This is a genomic window from Marinomonas sp. HM11-D, from assembly GCF_057626615.1.
In genome coordinates this window covers 19,140-38,946 of record NZ_JBMMKT010000004.1, presented here as the reverse complement: position 1 = coordinate 38,946, position 19,807 = coordinate 19,140, and the positions used below count along the sequence as shown (strand labels likewise).

At 45.1% G+C, this 19,807-nt stretch carries 18 protein-coding genes; 14 read left to right on the top strand and 4 right to left on the bottom strand.

The annotated features are described in order from the left end of the window. Window positions 1-52: 52 nt before the first annotated feature. The 12 genes from ACOSVP_RS06970 (at window position 53) to yjjX (ending at window position 10,788) form a co-directional block, all read left to right on the top strand. The gene (locus ACOSVP_RS06970; RefSeq protein ID WP_487346774.1) at window positions 53-1,381 is read left to right on the top strand and encodes a DEAD/DEAH box helicase; all 1,329 of its coding nucleotides are present in this window, start codon (window positions 53-55) and stop codon (window positions 1,379-1,381) included. Between the two features lie 9 nt (window positions 1,382-1,390). After that, window positions 1,391-2,809: a protein adenylyltransferase SelO gene (locus ACOSVP_RS06965; RefSeq protein WP_487346773.1), complete on the top strand. Its 1,419-nt coding sequence runs from the start codon at window positions 1,391-1,393 to the stop codon at window positions 2,807-2,809. Between the two features lie 21 nt (window positions 2,810-2,830). Then, window positions 2,831-3,862 (top strand): NAD(P)H-dependent glycerol-3-phosphate dehydrogenase, encoded by a 1,032-nt coding sequence (locus ACOSVP_RS06960; RefSeq protein ID WP_487346772.1) that lies wholly within the window; start codon window positions 2,831-2,833, stop codon window positions 3,860-3,862. After that, entirely contained in the window at window positions 3,855-4,136 is a 282-nt protein-coding gene (locus ACOSVP_RS06955) for a DUF4389 domain-containing protein (RefSeq protein WP_487346771.1), read from the top strand. Before ACOSVP_RS06960 ends, ACOSVP_RS06955 begins: the two co-directional genes overlap by 8 nt. Beyond that, the gene (sixA, locus tag ACOSVP_RS06950; protein ID WP_487346770.1) at window positions 4,120-4,605 is read left to right on the top strand and encodes a phosphohistidine phosphatase SixA; all 486 of its coding nucleotides are present in this window, start codon (window positions 4,120-4,122) and stop codon (window positions 4,603-4,605) included. The genes ACOSVP_RS06955 and sixA overlap by 17 nt, the downstream gene beginning before the upstream one ends. A gap of 15 nt (window positions 4,606-4,620) precedes the next feature. Beyond that, a complete protein-coding gene (locus tag ACOSVP_RS06945) occupies window positions 4,621-5,481 on the top strand; it encodes an alpha/beta hydrolase (RefSeq protein WP_487346769.1) in 861 nt (286 codons plus the stop codon). Window positions 5,482-5,506: 25 nt separating this feature from the next. Further along, a complete protein-coding gene (locus ACOSVP_RS06940) occupies window positions 5,507-6,307 on the top strand; it encodes a DUF4892 domain-containing protein (RefSeq protein ID WP_487346768.1) in 801 nt (266 codons plus the stop codon). A gap of 15 nt (window positions 6,308-6,322) precedes the next feature. Continuing rightward, on the top strand, window positions 6,323-7,261 hold the full coding sequence (locus ACOSVP_RS06935; protein ID WP_487346767.1) for a patatin-like phospholipase family protein: 939 nt from the start codon (window positions 6,323-6,325) through the stop codon (window positions 7,259-7,261). Between the two features lie 76 nt (window positions 7,262-7,337). Further along, complete coding sequence (locus ACOSVP_RS06930; RefSeq protein ID WP_487346766.1) at window positions 7,338-8,087, top strand: hypothetical protein; 750 nt, start codon at window positions 7,338-7,340, stop codon at window positions 8,085-8,087. Window positions 8,088-8,141: 54 nt separating this feature from the next. Next, window positions 8,142-9,050 carry a 50S ribosomal protein L3 N(5)-glutamine methyltransferase gene (gene prmB, locus ACOSVP_RS06925; RefSeq protein ID WP_487346765.1) on the top strand — a complete coding sequence of 303 codons (909 nt, stop codon included), beginning with the start codon at window positions 8,142-8,144 and terminating at the stop codon, window positions 9,048-9,050. A gap of 9 nt (window positions 9,051-9,059) precedes the next feature. Beyond that, entirely contained in the window at window positions 9,060-10,160 is a 1,101-nt protein-coding gene (gene aroC, locus ACOSVP_RS06920) for a chorismate synthase (RefSeq protein ID WP_487346764.1), read from the top strand. A gap of 79 nt (window positions 10,161-10,239) precedes the next feature. Further along, window positions 10,240-10,788 carry an inosine/xanthosine triphosphatase gene (yjjX, locus tag ACOSVP_RS06915; protein WP_487346763.1) on the top strand — a complete coding sequence of 183 codons (549 nt, stop codon included), beginning with the start codon at window positions 10,240-10,242 and terminating at the stop codon, window positions 10,786-10,788. A gap of 18 nt (window positions 10,789-10,806) precedes the next feature. Here yjjX and ACOSVP_RS06910 read toward each other — a convergent pair whose 3' ends face one another. Together ACOSVP_RS06910 and ACOSVP_RS06905 are read right to left on the bottom strand one after the other, a co-directional pair. Beyond that, on the bottom strand, window positions 10,807-14,226 hold the full coding sequence (locus tag ACOSVP_RS06910; protein ID WP_487346762.1) for a PAS domain-containing hybrid sensor histidine kinase/response regulator: 3,420 nt from the start codon (window positions 14,224-14,226) through the stop codon (window positions 10,807-10,809). A 642-nt stretch (window positions 14,227-14,868) separates the two neighbouring features. Beyond that, the gene (locus ACOSVP_RS06905; protein ID WP_487346761.1) at window positions 14,869-16,731 is read right to left on the bottom strand and encodes a cation:proton antiporter domain-containing protein; all 1,863 of its coding nucleotides are present in this window, start codon (window positions 16,729-16,731) and stop codon (window positions 14,869-14,871) included. 313 nt (window positions 16,732-17,044) lie between these two features. Here ACOSVP_RS06905 and ACOSVP_RS06900 point away from each other — a divergent pair, with 313 nt between their 5' ends. Continuing rightward, window positions 17,045-17,239, top strand: a complete 195-nt coding sequence (locus tag ACOSVP_RS06900; protein ID WP_487346760.1) for a hypothetical protein — start codon at window positions 17,045-17,047, stop codon at window positions 17,237-17,239. A gap of 19 nt (window positions 17,240-17,258) precedes the next feature. On the opposite strand, the gene ACOSVP_RS06895 is transcribed toward ACOSVP_RS06900, so the two are convergent. Beyond that, window positions 17,259-18,029 (bottom strand): CLCA_X family protein, encoded by a 771-nt coding sequence (locus ACOSVP_RS06895; RefSeq protein WP_487346759.1) that lies wholly within the window; start codon window positions 18,027-18,029, stop codon window positions 17,259-17,261. A 157-nt stretch (window positions 18,030-18,186) separates the two neighbouring features. On the opposite strand from ACOSVP_RS06895, the gene ACOSVP_RS06890 reads away from it, so the two are divergent. Continuing rightward, on the top strand, window positions 18,187-19,398 hold the full coding sequence (locus ACOSVP_RS06890) for a sugar transporter (RefSeq protein ID WP_487346758.1): 1,212 nt from the start codon (window positions 18,187-18,189) through the stop codon (window positions 19,396-19,398). Here ACOSVP_RS06890 and ACOSVP_RS06885 read toward each other — a convergent pair. Continuing rightward, a complete protein-coding gene (locus ACOSVP_RS06885; RefSeq protein ID WP_487346757.1) occupies window positions 19,379-19,723 on the bottom strand; it encodes a hypothetical protein in 345 nt (114 codons plus the stop codon). The two genes, ACOSVP_RS06890 and ACOSVP_RS06885, sit on opposite strands and share 20 nt — an antisense overlap. Window positions 19,724-19,807: the final 84 nt, after the last annotated feature.

Here is a 19,807-nt window from a genome sequence, read left to right as displayed (position 1 = left end):
ACTCGGAGCCTTGTTAACAAACATTCAATCAAAAGAGATTAAAGACTCTCACATGGAAAAACAGCAAGAAGCCGCGCGCCCTGAATCAAAGGGACCAAAGCGCCAACGCAGACCCCGTCGTAAACACAACAAAAGCAGTGCTGACGCCACGGGAGCGAAATCTCCGGCTGCTGAACAGGAAAGTGGTGAACTTTGGTCTATCCAAGACTTCAAAGTGCCTGACGTGGAAGGTAAAGTTCGTTTTCACGACCTAAATCTACCGGATCGGGTATTAAAAGCAATTCAAACCATGGGCTTTGAGTACTGCAGTGAAATTCAAGCTGCAACGTTACCCGCGACGCTGCAAGGCTATGACCTAATTGGTCAAGCACAAACAGGTACTGGTAAAACAGCCGCATTTCTGATTGCTATGATCAGTGATTTCTTAGACTACCCAGTGGAAGGTGAGCGTCCAAATCATTTCCCTCGCGGTCTGATTATCGCTCCAACTCGAGAATTGGCTCTGCAAATCGCTGACGAAGCAGAGAAACTGACTAAGTACACAAATCTAAACGTTGTGTCGCTAGTGGGCGGTATGGACTACGACAAACAGCGTAAACAGCTAGAGACTGAATACGTGGATTTGGTGGTGGCAACTCCTGGTCGTCTGTTGGATTTTGCGCGCAACAAGAAAGTGATGCTGAATAAAGTCGAGTGTGTGGTGCTAGACGAAGCAGACCGCATGCTGTCGATGGGCTTTATCCCAGACGTGAAAAGCATCATCCGTATGACGCCACATAAAGAGCGTCGTCAAACTATGTTGTTCAGTGCGACTTTCCCGAAAGACATTCAGGCTTTGGCTCGTCAATGGACGTTCCATCCAAAAGAAGTGTCGGTTGTGCCAAAAGAAACCACTAATAAGAACATCGATCAGGTGATCTATACGGTTTCCAATGACCAGAAATGGCCAATATTGAAAAAGTTGATCGAAGAAAATGGCAGCCAACGCACCATTATTTTTGCTAACCGTCGTGATGAAACGCGTGACCTGCATGAGAAATTGCAGAAAGCGAATATCAACTGTGCCATGTTGTCGGGCGAAGTGTCTCAAGACAAACGAGTGAAGACATTAGCGAAATTTAAAGACGGCAGCATTCAGGTATTGGTAGCAACAGATGTAGCGGGTCGTGGTATTCACGTGGACAACATTGAGTTGGTAGTGAACTACACTTTGCCAGAAGATCCTGAAGACTATGTACACCGTATCGGTCGTACGGGTCGTGGCGGTGAAATGGGTAAATCCGTCAGCTTCGCAACCGAAGACGATTCGTTCATGATCCCTGAAATTGAAGCGACCATTGGTACTTCAATCCGTTGTGAATACGTACGCGACCAAGACTAACGAGGAAGCATGCAGTTACACCATCACTTTGCAGAGCTTGGCTATGAGTTTTTTGCCCATACTCAAATCCAACCTCTGCAAGAGCAACGTCTGGTTGAATTCAATCAAGCCTTAGCCCAAGCGCTAGGTATTGATTTCTCAGATGAGTGTGTGCAGCGACAACTCAGCGGCCAAGACACCGTTGAAGGATCGCTGAGTATGGTGTACGCCGGCCACCAGTTTGGTGGTTTTACACCTCGGCTAGGGGATGGTCGAGGGGTGTTGCTCGGTGAAGTCAAAGATCAAGATGGCGTCCTGCACGATTTACATGTTAAGGGTGCAGGGCAAACGCCCTTTAGCCGTCAAGGAGATGGTCGTGCGGTACTGCGCTCGAGTATACGTGAATACTTAGCCAGCGAGGCCATGAACGGCTTGGGCATTCCAACCTCCCGTGCGTTAGCCCTATACGACAGTCAACAAGCGGTGTATCGCGAGCGTCCTGAAACCGGCGCAATGCTGATTCGTACGGCCAAAACCCATATTCGTTTTGGCCACTTTGAATACTTCTTTGCTCATAAGAAGTATGACGAACTGCAGCAGTTAATCGACTACAGCCTAAAGACCTATTTCTCTCATCTGAAACATGAGGCTGAGCCTGTTAAGGCCATGCTGATTGAAATTGTCCAGCGTACCGCGCGTATGATTGCTAAATGGCAATCGGTTGGCTTTCAACATGGTGTGATGAATACGGATAATTTTTCCATCCTCGGTGAAACCATTGATTATGGTCCCTATGGTTTTATGGAAGACTATAATGAGCGTTGGATTTCTAATCATTCTGACGATGAAGGTCGTTATGCCTTCCAACGCCAGCCAGGGATAGGTTTATGGAATTTAAACTGTCTAATGTTTTCTTTTTCGAAGCATTTCTCTCGCGAAGAATTGATCGAAATTTTAAAGCATTATGAACCCTGCCTGCAGTCTCACTACGACGAGTTGATGGCTGCTAAACTGGGTTTGGCAAATTCCTCAGAACTTGAATCATTGCTTGAGCAGTTGTTTTCTATACTAAGAAAAGAGCAGTTTGACTTTACTATTTTCTTCCGCTTTTTGAGCCTGTTACAAGCCGATAAGCCGGAATTTTTAATGGATGAAGTCGTAGATAGAAAAGCAATGGCGGATTGGCTCAACTACTATTGGTCTGTAAGAAACGACGGACGAGATCAACAGGCCGTCAGCGAACAGATGCAACGAGTAAATCCAAAATTTGTTCTGAGAAATTATCTTGCTCAGCAAGCCATCGAAGCAGCTGAGTCGGGTGATTACTTGCCGTTTAGACAGTTGCTCAAGGTGTTAGATAACCCTTTTGACGAGCATCCGGAAAGTGAAGCTTTAGCGAAGCGTGCTCCAGATTGGGGGCGTCATTTAGAAGTAAGCTGTTCTTCTTAACGATAAGGCATTGAAGAAACTATGGATAAGCAATCGGTTTGTGTACTAGGTGGTGGTAGTTTTGGCACCGCATTGGCGAACATCATGGCCAAAAATGGTCATCAGGTCAGTCAATGGATGCGAAACGAAGAGCAGGTTGAAGAAATCAACTTAACGGGCCTAAATAGCCGTTACCTGCCTAATGCACCATTGCATCGTGAGCTTTTAGCGACCAGCAACTTAGAAGAAGCGATTCGTGCCAGTGATACAATTTTTGTATCCATCCCATCGAAATCCTTCGAGCAAGTGGTGGAGCGCATAAAGCCATTGCTGACAGCAGATAAAATCCTGATCAGTACCACTAAAGGCTTTAACCCAAATCGCTTTGAATTAATGAGCGATATCCTGCGCCGTAACGGTGTCACGGAACGAATTGGGGTGTTGAGTGGTCCTAACTTAGCCAAAGAAATTGCTGCTGGGCAGCTGACTGGCTCAGTGATTGCGAGTGACGACGATGCGTTGCGTGCAACTGTGATCGAGTTGTTGAAATCTCGTACCTTTAGAGTTTATGAAAACCGCGACAGTACCGGCGTTGAATTGGCTGGGGCATTGAAAAATATTTATGCCATTGTCTGTGGTTTAGCTAAGGCTATGAAGGTTGGCGAAAATACCATGGCGATGATTATGACGCGCAGTTTGGCTGAAATGAGCCGATTTGCCGTGCACTTCGGCGCAAACCCGATGACATTTCTTGGGTTAGCAGGCATGGGTGATTTAATCGCGACCTGTACCTCACCGTTAAGTCGCAACTATCGCGTGGGCTTTGCTTTAGGTTCTGGTGAAGAACTTGAAAAAGCAGTGGGCGCTATTGGCGAAGTAGCAGAAGGTGTGAACACTTTACGCATGGTGGTAGAAGAGGCGAATAAACATGGCCTTTATATGCCGCTAGCGTCAGGTTTGTACAAACTGATTTTTGACAATGCGAGTTTGGATTCCCTAATCGGCAGTATGATGACTGGCGAGCAAAAATGGGATGTTGAATTCGCGACTGCTGGAGTAAATAGAAATGAGTAAACCTGGTTACGCTAATCAAGAATTTTGGATCAGAATGTTGTTTATGCTGGTCTACTGGGGTGTGTTGAACATTGCTTTGACAGTGTTTGGCTTCCTAGTAATCATCGCAACATTGGTTCGCTTTGCTTCTACATCTGAAGTGTCATTGCTTGATCAGTGGGTATCTTCAACGGGTACTTTCATCAAACAAACAATTTCTTTCTTGTCTTTCTCAAACGACGAGAAGCCTTTCCCATTCCAGTCTTGGCCAGAAAAAAATGGTCGTGAAGACTAAGCGCTTATACATCATGCGCCATGGCAACGCCGAGCCTTTTGGATACGACCAAGATGCTCAGCGTGCATTGACCGAGCTGGGCTATGAAGAAGTTCGTAGCACAGCCGAGCAGTTCGCTGCTTGTAATGAGGACTTTGATGCCATTTTTGTGAGCCCGTATTTGCGGGCTCAACAAACTGCCAATGAGTTTATTAAGGTGTTGGGCACTAAAACGTTGCCTCAGACCCTTGATAGCATCACACCAAGTGGTAAAGAGCTCGACGTGGCGTTGTGGTTGCATGATCAACCTTATGACTCTATCTTGCTTGTCACCCACCAACCCTTCGCTTATCAATTAGTGGATATGCTGGCAGATCAGCCATTGCCTGCAGTATTCCAAATGGAGACTGCTACCATTGCAGCCCTTGAAGGGGAACTTTTTGCGACGGCATGCTGTCAATTTAGGTGGGCAATTTCTCCTAAACACTGATAGAAGTCTGACATTATGTCCAATGAAACGGCATTCAATCTTGGCCATACAAAACTTGCCGCGAAGCAGTGGCTATCCAGCAATCCCAGCGCATTACGAGTGCTAATGTTGCATGGTTGGCTGGATAACGCTGCTTCCTTTTCAAACCTTGCCCCCCAACTTTCTGACTACAATTTAACGGCCCTAGACCTAGCTGGGCATGGCTTATCCGATCATCGTCCCGATGGCAGCTTCTATCATCTTTGGGATTACGCCCTAGATGTCATCAGTGTACTCAATACTTCGACCCAATCAGCTTGGCTGGTGGGACATAGTATGGGCGGCGCAGTGGCGATGTTAGTGGCAGCGTTAGCACCAGATAAAGTGCGTGGTTTAATTATTCTCGATAGTATGGGGCCCGCTACGGCAACGCCAGATCAGCGCGTCACCACCATGCAGCGAGCAATGCAGAAAATGTTGAAAAAGCGTAGTGGGCGTTTTTCACGCTATGCCGCGCAAGAAGATCTTATTTATGCCCGTATGCATGGCTTTACCGAGCTTTCCTATGACGCGGCGAAGCCATTAGTGGAGCGTGGTTCTACGGTAACAAATGGTGAGTGGGGCTGGCGAGCCGATTATAAGCTGTCTTTTCCATCACCATTTCGCATGGACGATGCGTCGGTTGATGCATTCATTCAAGCGATTAAATGCCCAACCATGGCGTTGGTTGCCAATCAAGGCATCTACAGTCAACAACAAGAATTGGTCGAAAGTCGCGCAAAAGCGTTCCCATGGATTAAGCTAAAGAGGCTCGATGGTAATCACCATTTTCATCTAGAGCCGGATACTGCAACGTATATAGCGAAGGAAATTCATCGATTTATCGATCAGAACTAGAGATTTAATCTAAGGAGTAGTGGTTATGTTTCGAATCGTTGGGGCGGCCCTGTCATCCTTGTTCGTGCTAGGTATTAGTTTACCTGTGAGTGCCGTGGAAGAGGGCTTGCCGGTATACCGTGGTGCGGAAATTGTTAAAAGCGCGCCAGTTGAAAACACCTATATCGAAATTCCCTTAGCAAAGATCTACCGTTCTGGTCGTGGTTGGGAGCCTGAGAAGGTTGAAACCGTTGAGGGTTCTGCGATTCAGACGCTTTATAAAATCGGTCGTAATGTCCCTATGTCTGCGGTTGAGCAGTTTTATGGCCAGGTGATCACAGGCATTGATGGCGGCGAGATTCTTTACAGCTGCCAAAGTCGCGCTTGTGGCAGTTCCAATGCTTGGGCGAATAACTTCTTCAACGATTATCTGCTGTACGGCCCCGATGCGAGTCAGTCACTGTGGGTGGTAAAAGACTCACGCATGCATTATTGGGTGGTGTATTTGAATCGTCGCGGTGCTGGTGATGTCATGGTGCGCGTCGACGAAGTCATTCCCAAAGGCAGTGATGCGGATATAGAGATCCTTGCCCAAATGGGCGCTACCGATGTGCCGCGTATTCGCCAATTTTTAAACTCAGTCTCAAATCATCAAGGCTTGGTGGCCTTTGTCACCAGTGCGGCAGATGAACGCAGTGCCATTGATGTGGGTGACGCTTATATCGATGAAATCCGTTTAGGGCTGAATCCCGAAGAGCGTGCTGCCATCCGTTTTATTAATTTAGCCAATATGGGTAATACCAACTACGGCGTTCATCGTGTTATTTTTGTACGCAACTCAAACTAATCAAAGCGTACAGGTATGTCACAGAAAACCGTTTCATTAGTGCTCGGCAGTGGTGCTGCTCGTGGTCATGCCCATATTGGTGTGATTAATGCCATTGAGGAGCAAGGCTATAAAGTGGTGTCTATTTCTGGTTGTTCAATTGGGGCCATTATTGGTGGGGTATACTTGTGTGGCAAGTTACCGGAATACCAAAAATGGGCCGAGCAGCTGGATCGCCTCAATGTATTAAAACTGTTGGATATGGCGGTTCTAATGGGCGGCTACATTCGCGGCGATCGCTATTTTCAATTTATCGAACAGTTGATTGGTGACGAAGTTCGTATCGAAGACCTATCTTTGCCTTATACCGCTGTCGGCGTTGATATCCTCAGTCAGAAAGAGTTTTGGTTTCAAAAAGGGGCCTTGTTGCCGGCCATGCGTGCTTCCTCGGCAGTGCCTTCCATCGTGAATCCAGTGCAAGTGGGTCAGCGTGTTTATGTGGACGGAGGCGTGTTGAACCCTTTGCCCATCATTCCCACCATTTCTGCCGGTGCTGACTACATCATTGCCGTAGATTTAAATGGTCCTGCTCGAAACTCGGATCCGCATCCTTTTGTTGAGTCGGTCAAAGATGAGTCTGAGTGGTGGCGAGGTGTGAAGGATTTCTTTGGCCGTGTGAAAGGTGAAAGCGATGAGGACTCGGTTGAACCGGAAATCCGTTACAACACCCAAAGCTGGGGACGTATTCAAACCATCAACATGATGTTTGAAACCATGCAAGAATCCTTGACCCAATATAAGGTGGCAGGCTATCCGCCAGACTTACTGATTTCGATTCCTAAAGATGCCTGTAGCTTCTATGAGTTTTGGCGATCCAAGGAGTTAATCGATTTAGGTTATCAGGTCACCAGTGAAGCGCTTGCGCAACTCGATAATCCAGAGCGCCAACATTACTCCTTCCCCAGTGGGCTTTAATCTAGGATTTTAAAGATAAATACCATAAAATGTGTATTTATTATTTTATTAAAACTGCTCTGCAAAGGTCCTAGCTATGGCTCGTAAAGCGAATATTGCCAAAGAAGAAATCATCGATGCGTGTTGGAAGTTGATTGAAAATAACACCTTCCCGAATATTCCGCGCTTAAGCCAATATTTCAAAGACCTAGATGGTAGAGGCTGTTCTAACACCACTTTGTTGAACGCCATCGCTGAATGGGAAGAAGCCTATCGCGAATATCAAGAAAGCGAAGTCAAAGACATTGCTGAGCACTTGAGTCCTAGTTTTAAGCGCTTTGAACGTGATGTGGTGCAATCCCTTTCTGTGCTGCTGGATGAAAAAGTGCATGCCTACGAAGAGCAGATGTCGCTACGTAAGGATGCATTAGAAGGGCGTAAAGATTCTCTTTCTGAGGCCTTGATCGCTTCAGAATCACAACTTGAGCAAACCCTCGAACAGTTATCTGAGACTCAGCAGCGTGAGCAACAGCTTAAAGCAGCCCATGATCAGCTGGCTGAACGCTTAGATCATACGCAGGCGCGAAACCGTGTGTTAGAAAATGAGCTCATAGAAGCCGAGCGCAAACTGAATGAAGCGGATACGAAATTAAGCCAAGCTCAAGTGGATCTGGCCAAACAAGATCAAACCATTGTTATGCTGAATGACGCCTTAAGCGCTGCGCAGCAACAAATTGAACAGCTACAAAATCAAAACAACAGTCAATATGAACACTTATTAGGCAAAGCGCTGAACGATTTGCAGGATTTAGCGAAAACTTTAAAAGTGAGTAAATCGGATTCGTAGAGTCTGAATGCCTTTGCCGTTATAATGAGCCCCTTTGCATTAAGATAGAGTTTCATGAGCCGACATCAATCAGCAGTACGCGACTTACACACGATCCAAGACTACATCCGTTGGACGTACTCGCGCTTTCGTAATTCCGATATCTTTTATGGTCACGGTACCGACAATGCTTGGGATGAGGCCGTGCAACTTGTCTTAGGTTCCCTGTCTTTGCCGTTGGATTTCCCAAAAGAGCATTTGGACAGCCGTTTAACGTACAACGAAAAGAAACGCATTCTTAAGTTTGTCGATCTGCGTATTAATAAACGTGAACCACTACCGTACTTACTTGGTGAAGCTTGGTTTATGGGCTTACCTTTCAAAGTAACCAAAGATACCCTGATTCCGCGCTCGCCAATCATGGCCTTGATCGAAAATGAGTTTCGTCCTTGGCTAGAGCAATATCCGCTCAATATCTTGGATATGTGTACAGGCAGTGGTTGCTTGGGTATTGCGGCGGCTTTGACATTTGATGAAGCGACGGTGGATATCACCGATGTAAGTGAGGCCGCCCTTGAGGTAGCAGAGCAAAACATTGCCCTGCACGAAGTGGAAGACCGTGTGACGGCGATTCATTCTGATATGTTCCAAGGCCTGCAAGGCAAGCAATACGATTTGATCATTTGTAATCCACCTTACGTGGATGCCAATGACTATGATACGGCTCCAGAAGAGTTTCATAACGAACCGCAATTAGCGCTGACTTCTGGGGAAGACGGTTTGGATTTTACCCGTGCATTCCTTGCGCAAGCGGCCGATTACCTACATGACAACGGCATTGTCGTGTACGAAGTAGGTAACTCCGAGGTCGCATTACAAGAAGCGTATCCTGACACGCCATTTATGTGGGTTGAATTAGAAAATGGCGGCAATGGCGTCTTTGTACTGACCAAAGATGAACTAAAGACATTACAACAAGAGTAATCTAGAACGATGGCTGGCAATACATTTGGTACATTATTCACAGTCACCACCTTTGGTGAAAGTCACGGTTTAGCGTTAGGAGCCATTGTTGATGGTTGTCCTCCAGGTTTAGAGCTGACCGAAGCCGATATTCAGCGCGATCTTGATCTGCGCAAACCAGGTACGTCTAAGCACACGACACAGCGCCGCGAGCCTGATGAAGTGGAAATCCTATCGGGCGTATTTGAAGGCAAAACGACGGGGACACCGATTGGTCTATTGATTCGTAACACGGATCAGCGCTCAAAAGACTACGGCAACATTAAGGATACCTTCCGTCCTGCGCACGCAGACTACGTATACGACCAAAAATTTGGCTTCCGCGATTACCGTGGCGGCGGTCGTTCCTCTGCTCGTGAAACAGCAATGCGTGTGGCAGCGGGTGCCATTGCTAAAAAGTGGTTAAAACAGCGCTACGGCATCGAAATTCAAGGTTTCTTGTCACAACTTGGACCAATCAAGTTAGAAATGAAAGACTTGAGCCAAGTCTACGACAACTCCTTCTTTAGCCCTGATCCAGACGCGATTCCAGCATTGGAAGAGTACATGACCAACCTGCGTCGAGAAGGCGATTCTGTCGGCGCTAAGATCACTGTGATCGCTAAGAACGTGATGCCAGGTCTAGGTGAGCCAGTATTCGATCGTCTAGATGCGGACATTGCTAAAGCTATGATGGGCATTAACGCGGTCAAAGGCGTGGAAATTGGCGATGGCTTTGATGTCATCGAGCAAAAAGGTAGTCAGCACCGTGACGAAATGACCCCAGAAGGCTTCCTAAGCAACCACTCTGGTGGTGTTGTAGGCGGCATGTCATCGGGTCAAGACATCGTGGTGCACATGGCACTAAAACCAACTTCAAGCATCACGGTGCCTGGCAAGAGTATCGACCGTCAGGGCAATGCCATTGATGTCATTACCAAAGGTCGTCACGACCCTTGTGTCGGCATTCGTGCCACGCCGATTGCAGAAGCCATGTTGGCGTTAACACTCATCGATCACTTGCTACGTAATCGTGGTCAAAACGCTGACGTGCAGTGCGAAACGCCGATTATTAAAGCCCAAGCTGAATAATCGGAACCGTTACTACAAAAAGGTCGCTTCATTCGCGGCCTTTTTTGTTTTTAAAACCTTTACTAATCGGAGAATAGTGATGTCGAAGGATGTGCTTCGCATACTCGTTGGTTCGACCAATCCGGTAAAACGAGGAGCGGCAGAAAATGCTTTCTCAAAAGCCTTTCCGGATCATTTAATCGAAACTCAGACCATTGCGGTTCCATCAGGCGTCGCAGATCAGCCAATGCATGAAGCGGACACCAAGCTTGGTGCCCAAAACCGCGCTCAAAGATGTTCGGAAGCAGATAGCGCACGCCGTTATGATTTCTATGTGGCCATGGAAGGTGGCGTTGATTGCTTTAGTGAAGGGCCGGCGACCTTTGCTTATGTGGCAATTTTGGATCAAAACGGTCGAATGATTACCGGACGCAGTGCTAATTTACCGCTACCCCAGTCTGTGTTCCAACGATTAGAGCAGGGTGAAGAACTGGCTCATGTGTTGGATGATGTGTTCAACGAGCATAATATCCGCCAAAAAGGCGGAGCCATCGGTGTGCTGACCAATCATCTTGAAACACGTGAAAGTGTCTATCAACAAGCAGCCATCTTAGCGTTAGCGCCTATTTTACATAAAGACCTGTATTAAGCTTTTACTAAGAAGCACCTAGGCTAGGTGCTTCTTAATGGTATCGACAAGGCCGTTGATATTGAACGGCTTGCTAACATGGTCAATCATGCCAGCTTCCTTGGCTTTAATTTTGTCCGACTCCAGCGCGTTAGCCGTCATGGCAATAATGGGGGTGGCGAGTTTTAACTTACGTGTTATATGCTTCGCTGCGCTGTAACCATCCAGCACTGGCATTTGAATATCCATAAGGATAACGTCAAAGCAATTATCCAGGTCGGACACTAGCTCTACTGCTTCTTGTCCATTGTTAGCAATCGTGACGTTTGCACCTCTAAGGGTCAGTAGTTTATTCGCTACTAATTGGTTGGTCGCGTTGTCTTCAACCAAAAGTATCTTAATGTCTTGTAAGGGATTGGCTTGCTCTGGCTGATCTGTGGTATCAGGCTGCGTAGGTTTGGCTTGCTCAAGCAAATTGCTGTTCGTCGCTACAGTGAAGGGCAGAGTAAAGGTGAAAGTCGAGCCTTGATTTAGCTTACTGTGCATTTCAATATGGCCACCCATCATTTCAATTAAATGCTTGGAAATAGCTAACCCTAAGCCGGTACCGCCGTAACTACGTACGATAGAAGACTCCGCCTGCTCGAAGGCTTTGAAAATAAGTTTTTGCTTAGACGCCTCGATACCTAAACCAGTATCAGATACTTCGCAGCGCATTACAGGCTGCTGATTTTCTATCGCCTGAGAGATGTTTACCCTGACGTAGCCTTGTTCGGTAAACTTGACAGCATTGCCCACAAGATTGATTAAGATTTGTTGTAAGCGTATTGAATCCATGGAAATGGCACGCGGCATGGAATCGTCGATTTCAAAGGTAAGCTCCACCGATTTATTGGCAACAATCGCTTGCATGATGGAGCGAACATTGCTGAGTAGCGCATTCAAATCGAAAGGTTTGGCTTCAACCGTTAGTTTGCCGGCTTCGATCTTAGAAAAATCCAATATGTCATTGATGATATGAAGTAAGGCTTTCGCGGCAGACTCAGATTTAAGAACGTATTCTTGTTGCTGGCTGGAAAGTTCCGTGTGTTGCAGCAGTTGCAGTAAACCAATAATGCCGTTCATTGGCGTGCGAATTTCATGACTCATATTGGCGACAAATTCCGACTTAGTGCGGTTGGCATTGTCAGAGTCAATCTTGGCCTGCTTCAACCGAGATTCGTAATTTACCTGCTCAGTAATGTCGCGGTTAATACCGATTACAAGAGCATTACCTTCCGAGTCATTTTGCAAAGACGCTCTAGATTGGATGATCTTTGTATTGCCGGTAGGAGTATATACCTTAAAGGTGACTTCTTCTTTTACAGCACCGTTTAGAATACGTTCAATATTTCGCTGAATCTTGCTACGATCACCCATATCTACCCAAGATAACCAACGTTCAAAACTCACTTCGCTACCGTTTTCTACTTCGTAGATATCATACATTTGCTCATTCCAACGGTAAGTATTGGCTGTCATGTTCCAGCTCCATATACCTATGGTTGCTACTTCGGTTGCTTGCTTAAGCTGATCGCGTACGTTCTCAAGTTTTTTGCGACTTTGATGGATCTCAGTGATATCGGTTGCGATCCCCAAATAACCTGTGATTTCACCGTCTTCATCAAACAGAGCAGAAATGGATAATAAAACAGGAATGGCTTGACCAGATTTTGTCACATAAGTCCATTCGTATTCGTTTTTAACTCCCAAGTCTGACTCAAATACAAAAGTGTTAAATCCAGGCTCAAAGCTCGTATTGTATTTTTTGCAAAGATAATCTGTATGATTTTTAACCTCTTTTGCTACATGGAAAATCGCTGGAGTAGTACGCCCAACGACTTCTTCCGCGCTGTAACCTAACAATAGCTCTGCCGCAGGGTTAAACATGGTAATCTGACCTTGCTTATCGCCTGAAATAATTGCACTGCCTGCATTTTGTATAATCGTTTGGTTTAAACGATAAATCGAAGATAACTCAAGCGATTGCTCAACGAATTGTGTTTCAAGAACTGAGTTGAGTAATGAGATTTCTTTGATATTACGCTTATCATCACTGATATTTCGGATAATAACTGAGTAGCCGGATAATGATTTATTCTCATTATATATAGGAGAAAGGGTAACACTCACATCGATTGGTTCACCACTCTGAGTCGTATGAATTGCCTCATAAGGCGGAATCTCATGTTCATTTTGTTGCGTCTGATTAATGATCCGCTGCACGGTCTCGCCAAAAGACATCAACAAGCCCTCGTACCTTTGGCCAATTGCTTCATGCTCGCGATAGCCATACAGCTTGCAGGCACTCGGGTTCCAGTCCGTAATGACGCCATTCATATCAATACTGATGATGGCATCTTGGCTGAACTTAACAATCGAGCTCAAGCGAGCCCGCTCAGCATTGATTTGAGCAAGATGTCGTAAGGTATGCTTCTGATAGAAGTAATAGACCAGAAAAACGGCTAGTCCAAATAAGAATGCCAAGCCACTGAGATAAGAGTTTTTTAAACTAATCGTCTCGATATCGCTTAATCTCTTGGTGAGGAGAAGGTTTATACTTTCATCTTTATCAATGTTGGTTGTATTTTCACTGATGATAAATTTATCGTTAGGTGTGGATTTGTAGAAGTAATAGCCATTTGTTTTTTTAACAAAACTATCCCAAGTAAGATTATTATTTAAATCAAAACCAAAGGTTTTGCTGAAATCTTCATGGAACAATAAATAACCATCTTCATTTAATATAACTAATTCACCTTTTCCTTTGAAACTGTCTTCAATGGACTTGAATAGATCATAAATGGAATAGTTAATAATAACGAAGCCAAATAAATTATTGTACTTATCATAAACCTTAGCGGCAAATCTAATGGTTGGTAGGAGTGGTTCTTGTACATCACCATATTCACGATTGAGATTGATTGGCGATATGTAAACCTCATGGCTGATATTCTTAGTAATGTCTTTGAAGTAATCGCGGTGTGCCTTGTGCTGCAGCTTTTCGTCTGGAATCTGAATCGCATCATTACCATCTAGTTCCACGCGAATGATCTCTTTGCCGTCGTTACCAATCGAAATAAGCCTGATTTGGTATACGAATTCATGGGCGGTGACGTAATGCTTAAAAATATCTAGCACTTGCGCAGCAGAAGACGGGCGTTCAGATGCGTAATCACTTTGTAGCTGATCAATGAAATCGCTTAGAAAAGGAGAGTCGGCAAGCAGATCAATATCATTGCTCAGTTGTTTGACTTTATTGCTAATGATATTGCTTGAAGCCATTGATTCGGCAGCAAGATAGTCTCGCGCTTCAGTCAGGTGAGTTTCATAGTTAGTACGATAGGTGCCATATGTGATTAACAAGAAACAGGCAACAACAGCGCCGAAGAGCATTAACTTGTATTTTTTTTTATCCATATCAACGGCCTTAGATATACAGGTTCAAATGAGTTATTTGTACTGGATTACTAAACCTCGGTACACAGAAGAAGTGTGTTGATTTACATAGTTGTGTGAGCTTTATTAATTTTAGTAACTCAGTGTAAAAAGTCTCTACGATTTTTCGGTAAGAGAAATCCTTTATGTATTGATATCAATTGCCAAGGAATGAGTGCTTAGTATTAAACATGATTTAGGACTCACTGAATTCAGATTGTTTGAATCGCTTAAAAGGAATTGAGATTCCCATCGAAGGTCGCATCGTTGCCATCGCCGATGTATTTGACGCGCTGACCAGTGTGCGGTCATAAAGATGCTTGGGATGTAGAAGAAGCTTTGGATTGTGTTGACGCCACTGCAGGAACACATTCTGATCCAGCGTTAGCAAAGTAGTTGCTGCGCCAAGAGTTAACAAAGATTTTAGCGATCAAGCAAGAATTCGCAGACGCCAATGAAATCAAGGCTTAACAGAATCTAGCAACATGGAAATAGGTCTGATATTTCCGATAAATGTTATTATCGGAAATAGTGAAATATCGGGAATTAGGCCTGTTCTGACGCTAATTCCTTGTTATTCAATCTGTTGTTTGGCTTCTTAATTAAAAGTCGCTTCTTGCAAAATTATTTCTGATGATTGTCGCGCATTGCCATCAGCTTCGCTTTGGTTTGTGGATGCTTGGTTTCAAACAATTCCAGCACACTCTTGATGTATTCTTCGTTCTCATGGGCTGGCACACCGACTTTATAAGCCCCCGCAGCCATGCGCATGGCTTCACGATCATCCTGTTGGAATAGATCCTTCATTTGTTCAGCCGCGTCTGGCGTCACGCCCAAAGCTTCATAAGCTGAGCGTCCCATACGCAATGATGAATCATAGGTTTCGCTGATAATGTCGCGACAGCCTTCAGCCCATAAATCGTACACATGATGGCGATCGACAGCTCTGGCGATGATATGCACCTTTGGATAATGCTTGATTACATGCTTAACCAGTTTGGTGATTTGTGCGGATTCATCCAGTGCCACCACCAACAATTTGGTGTCTTCGATACCCGCAGCTTCTAATAAGCTTGGCTGTGTCGCATCGCCAAAGTATGTGCTGATTTTAAAGGACTCGAGCTCTTTTAAGCGTTCGATGCTGTAATCCACAACCGTTGTCTGATAACCAGCGCTTCTGAGCATTAAATCTACCATGCCACCCATACGGCCTGAGCCTGCGATGATGATTTTGCCCTCATTAGGAATCGCTGTTTTTGGTGCTTGGATGTCTTGTTTGGCGTAAAACGCTCGTTGAATCAGTGTTTGATGCAGGATAAACAATCCAGGTGAAATCAACATCGACATGGCTACTACCAACAACAAGGTATCGGCCATAGCTGGACTTAAAATGCCATTTGAGGCCGTGAATGACAGCAAAACAAAGGCAAATTCACCTGCTTGAGCTAAGCCCAGCGCTAACAACCATTTGTCGCTACCTTGTACTGTAAAGAGCTTGGCTAACACCCATAACACGCAGACCTTCACCGCCACTAACGCTAACGTCAGCATAACGATGGTTAAGAATTGATCGGCCAGCAAAGCAAAATTGATGCTTGCGCCCACCGTCATAAAGAACAAACCTAATAGCAAACCTTTTACCGGCTCGATATTGCTTTCTAATTCGTGTTTGAACACCGAGTTAGCTAATACCACACCGGCAATGAAAGTCCCCAAGGCAGGCGATAAATTCACCAGCGACATCAATAAAGCAATGCCCACTACAAACAATAATGCTGTGGCGGTAAATAATTCTCGAAGGCGTGCTATGGCCACAAACTTGAAGATCGGCGATGATAAAACTGTGCCGACAAAGATCACCGCCATAATCGCTGAAACGGTCACCAATCCCGTTTGCCAGTCATTTAAATCACGAATTAAGCTGAACTCAACATGTCCTTGCCCTGCTCCATTTTGAGTTAATTGAGCAAGCTCAGGCAGTGCTAGCATAGGCAATAGGATTAACATGGGAATCACGGCAATGTCTTGGCTAATCAGCACTGAAAATGAGGCCTGGCCACCATCAGATTTCAACAAACCTTTCTCATTAAGCGTTTGTAAAACGATCGCCGTGGATGACAAAGAGAAGATTAAGCCGATGGTCAGCGCTGTTTGCCAGACTAACCCCGCTAGGTAAGCGAGGCCCGCAATCAGGATTGTGGTCAGCAAGACTTGGCCACCACCTAAACCAATTAAACGCCCTTTCATTCGCCAAAGTTGCTTTGGATCCAGCTCCAAACCCACTAAGAACAGCATCATGACGACGCCAAATTCGGCCACATGTTGTACCGCTTTGACATCGACATTTAACACGCTTAAAAGTGGTGCGATGATAATCCCTGCCAACAAATAGCCCAGAACGGAACCAAGGGAAAACTTGGAGGCTAATGGTACGGTAATGACACTAGCCATCAAAAAGACAAAGGCTATTAATAGAAGATCGGTCATTGATTAGGCATCCTTGTTTGTTTCTTAATCAGTTTGTTGACATATTGTTACAGAAACGGCTCAATAAGGAGGTCTTATAGAGACATATTTATCTCACTTAAACGCGTACGGAGGCAGTTATGATCGGCATGCATCACATTATGACAACATCTATGACTGCGCCTCGAATTTATGTCCGAAAAGCCAATTGGGCCTTAGGCATTCGCGTTTAGTGTTGTTAACCACATTGATCGCGAGAATTTACGCGGTCAACTCAAAGATTCAATCCCCACCTCGTAAATTCTCATGATCATCCTTAATTTGGAGTTAGATTATGAGCTTTATTGCCTTGTTGAACCTAGTAAAACAGTACTTTGAACAACGTCGTTTAAATGAGACTTTTGGTCATTTAGAAAACCACGTATTACGTGACATTGGGTTTGTGCGCACAGAGGTTGGTATTCGCCCGTTAAATCCTTCCGATGCTGAGCAAAATCCACCACCTGAAAGGCCATTGAAGGACAGTTAATGCAGCATGGGAAACTGGTTTAGTGAACGCCAGTGGCTTGGTTAGCCAGTTTCCTTTGTTCTCTGTGTAATGCCTCTCCCAGTAATGAAAAATACTGCTGAAACATCTCATTGATCAGCAAGCGCTGTTCGCCATGTGGGTACAAACCTAGCTTGGCTTCCTCTGTTCCTAAGGTTCCTCGAACTAAAAAACGACTGTTTGGTACACTGTCTTCGATAAAGGCTTCAAATGCGCGCGCGCACATTTCCTCAGGCTTGGAATAATACAAAGTGTTCAGCCGTTCATCGGTTTTCTGTGAGGCAATAAATAACTCACTGGGTTGCTTGCCATCAGGCGATAACAAAATGGTTTCATAGCATTGCGCCAGCAAGGTATTTAATGTGTGCGGCCCGTAAGGATAGTCGTTAAGCCACATTTTAGAAGCAAATGCCATGCGATCAGCAATCGGAAACATCTTGTCACCCATATAATGGTCGAAAGCATGAAACCATTCGTGTGCCAAGCTGCCGGCACCTGCATTTTTGGCCAGTGATAACTTCTTGATGGCGGGAATGTAATGGGCAGACACCCCTGGACGCCCTCCTTTTCCGTATTGAAGGCCAAGACTGCCTCTTAGGGAAATAAGCGTTTCTGGAGCATTCAATACCTTCATCAAATCCATTAAGGCGTTGTAGAAATTTAAAGCGGCACGATCGCGTTCTTCAGGCGTGACCCATTGCCCCATTTCAATACTTTTGAAATCGAATTGGCGACGGATAGTGACAAAATTGGGTGGGCCGGAAAGTCTCATAGAGCGTGAAATCTTACATTCATAATTGTGCGTCAGTTTTAATCATACCAAAGTGATCAGAAAGCTAGCTTGTTCAAAAGATCCATAATTGCAGCTTTTAATCCCTGTGAGAACATGAAGAATAGAATGCCTTTGCGATACTTCAATTAGGACAAGTATGACTCAGTTACCGCCAGCAGGAACGACGCCGAAATACGTACAATATTTACGTGTACTTGCGTTAGGCTTCTGCGCCTTTATCTTTAATACGTCAGAGTTTGTCCCTGTTGGCTTACTTACTGGGATTTCCAACGATTTTAACATCACTCCATCACAAACGGGTTGGATGTTGACTATTTATGCTTGGATTGTCGGATTAATGTCGTTACCGATGATGTTGATTACCAGCCGTATGGAGCGTAAGCAGTTATTACTTGGTACCTGTACCGTATTTATTATCAGTCATGGTTTTTCTGCCTTTGCTTGGGATTTCCAAAGCTTATTAATCAGCCGTATCGGTGTGGCCTTTGCCCATGCTGTGTTCTGGTCCATTACGGCTTCCATTGCTATCCGCGTGGCTCCACCTGGCAAGATGAATTTTGCCTTAAGTGTCTTGGCAACTGGTACAGGTATGGCCATGGTGCTGGGGGTGCCATTGGGTCGTCTGATTGGCGAATACATGGGCTGGCGCATGGCCTTTGAAGTGATTGGCTTAGCGGCCTTAGTTATTACCCTTGCGGTGTTCCGCCTATTACCAAAATTGCCGAGTCTGACTTCTAGCAATCTTAAAACCAAGGTGAAATCCGTCTTTACCAATAAAGTCCTATTTGTGATGTATTTTGCCGTGTTCTTGATGTTCACCGCCCATTACGCGTCTTATAGCTATATTGAGCCATTTATGATCGAATTTGGTGGCGTATCAAGTGGTTTTACTACCGTGTTGCTGCTGACGTTTGGTTGTGCCGGCATTATTGGTAGTACCTTATTTGGTAGCTTTGGCGATAAATTCGGTGCACCTTTGATGATTGGTAGCGCGTTAGGTATGACGGTTTGTATGGCGGTAATGGCCATCTCTGTTACTTCTCAGGCGGCCTTGATTACGATTACGGTGATTTGGGGTGCAGCAATGATCTTAACAATCTTAGCCATGCAATCCCGTGTGTTAGGTATCGATGCCAGTGCTTCTGACATTATCATGTCTTTGTTCTCTGGCATCATCAACCTAGGTATTGGTGCAGGTGCTTTAGTCGGCAGCTTAACCATCGACCATATTGGCCTTGGCTTTGTCGGCTATGTGGGCGCGTTCGTAGCAGCATTATCCTTAGTCGTGATTGTTTTCATTGCTAAGCTTAATCTAAAACCTGCTGAAATCAGCGGCGGCGCACACTAGCAGGCGCTTTACCACAGCAATGTGGCACATGAGCGGCGTTATCTTGAATGTTACGTTCAATTTGACGGGCCATGTGCCAACGCCACTTCCACCACAGGCCATGATTATATTTACAAACTTTGAATTCAGCTAACAAATCCAGTAGTTCTTCTAAAGTTGTTAGCTGTACCTCGTAATGAAATCGAATCGAAGACTTCGACAGCTTGACCTGTACAAACTGCACACCCTCATACGCTTTCAATGCCTCCTCAACCAAGGAGGCATTGTCTGAATCAATGCCAGTAAATTTAAGGGTGAGCTTATTTTGAAAAGCTGATCCAGTCATATGATCAACCTATTTCTTGCCTAACCAAAACCACCAAACAATAAAGCTGATGGCCAAGATGCCAAGTAAATTTAATAGCATATG

Bases quoted from the DNA above. Each gene is read 5' to 3' on its own strand.
- ACOSVP_RS06970 (WP_487346774.1), top strand. From the start codon at position 53: ATGGAAAAACAGCAAGAAGCCGCGCGCCCTGAATCAAAGGGACCAAAG.
- ACOSVP_RS06965 (WP_487346773.1), top strand. From the start codon at position 1,391: ATGCAGTTACACCATCACTTTGCAGAGCTTGGCTATGAGTTTTTTGCC.
- ACOSVP_RS06960 (WP_487346772.1), top strand. From the start codon at position 2,831: ATGGATAAGCAATCGGTTTGTGTACTAGGTGGTGGTAGTTTTGGCACC.
- ACOSVP_RS06955 (WP_487346771.1), top strand. From the start codon at position 3,855: ATGAGTAAACCTGGTTACGCTAATCAAGAATTTTGGATCAGAATGTTG.
- sixA (WP_487346770.1), top strand. From the start codon at position 4,120: ATGGTCGTGAAGACTAAGCGCTTATACATCATGCGCCATGGCAACGCC.
- ACOSVP_RS06945 (WP_487346769.1), top strand. From the start codon at position 4,621: ATGTCCAATGAAACGGCATTCAATCTTGGCCATACAAAACTTGCCGCG.
- ACOSVP_RS06940 (WP_487346768.1), top strand. From the start codon at position 5,507: ATGTTTCGAATCGTTGGGGCGGCCCTGTCATCCTTGTTCGTGCTAGGT.
- ACOSVP_RS06935 (WP_487346767.1), top strand. From the start codon at position 6,323: ATGTCACAGAAAACCGTTTCATTAGTGCTCGGCAGTGGTGCTGCTCGT.
- ACOSVP_RS06930 (WP_487346766.1), top strand. From the start codon at position 7,338: ATGGCTCGTAAAGCGAATATTGCCAAAGAAGAAATCATCGATGCGTGT.
- prmB (WP_487346765.1), top strand. From the start codon at position 8,142: ATGAGCCGACATCAATCAGCAGTACGCGACTTACACACGATCCAAGAC.
- aroC (WP_487346764.1), top strand. From the start codon at position 9,060: ATGGCTGGCAATACATTTGGTACATTATTCACAGTCACCACCTTTGGT.
- yjjX (WP_487346763.1), top strand. From the start codon at position 10,240: ATGTCGAAGGATGTGCTTCGCATACTCGTTGGTTCGACCAATCCGGTA.
- ACOSVP_RS06910 (WP_487346762.1), bottom strand. From the start codon at position 14,226: ATGGATAAAAAAAAATACAAGTTAATGCTCTTCGGCGCTGTTGTTGCC.
- ACOSVP_RS06905 (WP_487346761.1), bottom strand. From the start codon at position 16,731: ATGACCGATCTTCTATTAATAGCCTTTGTCTTTTTGATGGCTAGTGTC.
- ACOSVP_RS06900 (WP_487346760.1), top strand. From the start codon at position 17,045: ATGAGCTTTATTGCCTTGTTGAACCTAGTAAAACAGTACTTTGAACAA.
- ACOSVP_RS06895 (WP_487346759.1), bottom strand. From the start codon at position 18,029: ATGAGACTTTCCGGCCCACCCAATTTTGTCACTATCCGTCGCCAATTC.
- ACOSVP_RS06890 (WP_487346758.1), top strand. From the start codon at position 18,187: ATGACTCAGTTACCGCCAGCAGGAACGACGCCGAAATACGTACAATAT.
- ACOSVP_RS06885 (WP_487346757.1), bottom strand. From the start codon at position 19,723: ATGACTGGATCAGCTTTTCAAAATAAGCTCACCCTTAAATTTACTGGC.